The following is a 1092-nucleotide window of genomic DNA, read 5'->3' on the forward strand; positions in this document are numbered from 1 at the left end:
TCGCCTCATCAACTGGCTAGAAACCCATACACCCCCTGCTCCTCTTCAGGGAACCAGTTGGGTCAAAGGAGAGGCGACGGGTGTCTTGTTGCCCGCAAATTTAACCGTTGCCACCCATCTGTTGCACACACCTTGGCAACCACCACTAACAGGGGTGATTTTGGCTCTAGAGGATGTCGGTGAGGCTCCCTATCGCCTTGATCGACTGTTAACCCAGTGGCGAATGACGGGCATATTGCATCAGGTCGCTGGGATCGCCCTAGGACGCTTTAGCCAGTGCCATGCCAACCCAAACAGACCTAGCTTTACGGTTGAGGAGGTACTGCACGATCGCCTCGCTGATTTGGGCATTCCGATTGTAGCCAATCTACCCTTTGGGCACGATGGTGAGAACGCTGCCCTACCCGTGGGTATTACCGCTACCTTAGATGGTGATGCTGGTGTGCTCAAGTTTGGCTAATCGGTGATTCTTGAGTTCCAGGTTGAAATGCTTCTAGCCTTGTCCGGCTGCAAAAACTGCACCTGCCTGGAGTTGCAATTCAGGGAAGATGGCTGAGATCAAACTGTCTTCTTGACGAAATCGGTGCTTGCGGTAGCGATCGCCCTCCAGTTGACAAATTGTGAACGCTGGTTGCTTGGGAGTGCCAATGTAGTCTCGACCACCTAGCCCTAGATAGTCTGCAATCCAATACTCAGGAACCCCCAGCAAGGCGTAGTCTTCAACCTTCCGAGCCTAGTCATTTTGCCAAAAAGCAATGTTTGACTCAAGAGAGAGAAATTGGGGATTGTTGGATTGGACTAAGCTTAGCAAACACGAGTAGATTGATTTTGGTGGCACGAGTGGGCAAACACACAAATGCCTTAATTGAGCAATTAGTGATGAACACTATTAGTGATGAACACTAAAGGTAAAACCAACTGCAAGCAATTCAATACCGACCGCTGGGGTGGGCATAAGCAGGCTTTGCTGTCCGCAATCCAGCATCACATCAGCAAAGATAAAACACAGCAATTAGAGTGCACAAATAGAATTGTTTGACAACAAGCCGGACGTTTGCATCGACAACAGAACAAATTTGGCAAGACGTAGGA

General features: G+C 49.5%; 1 protein-coding gene and 1 pseudogene. One reads left to right on the top strand and one right to left on the bottom strand.

Translation table 11 applies throughout. The features are described from left to right. A partial coding sequence (locus tag NZ772_19370) for an LD-carboxypeptidase (protein MCS6815718.1) occupies positions 1-460 on the top strand: 460 nt, incomplete at its 5' end. Between the two features lie 33 nt (positions 461-493). Here the strand turns inward: NZ772_19370 and NZ772_19375 are convergent. Further along, positions 494-748 (bottom strand): annotated as a pseudogene (locus NZ772_19375) (Uma2 family endonuclease). Between the last annotated feature and the right edge of the window lie 344 nt (positions 749-1092).

The organism is Cyanobacteriota bacterium (assembly GCA_025054735.1).
Taxonomy (GTDB): domain Bacteria; phylum Cyanobacteriota; class Cyanobacteriia; order SKYG9; family SKYG9; genus SKYG9.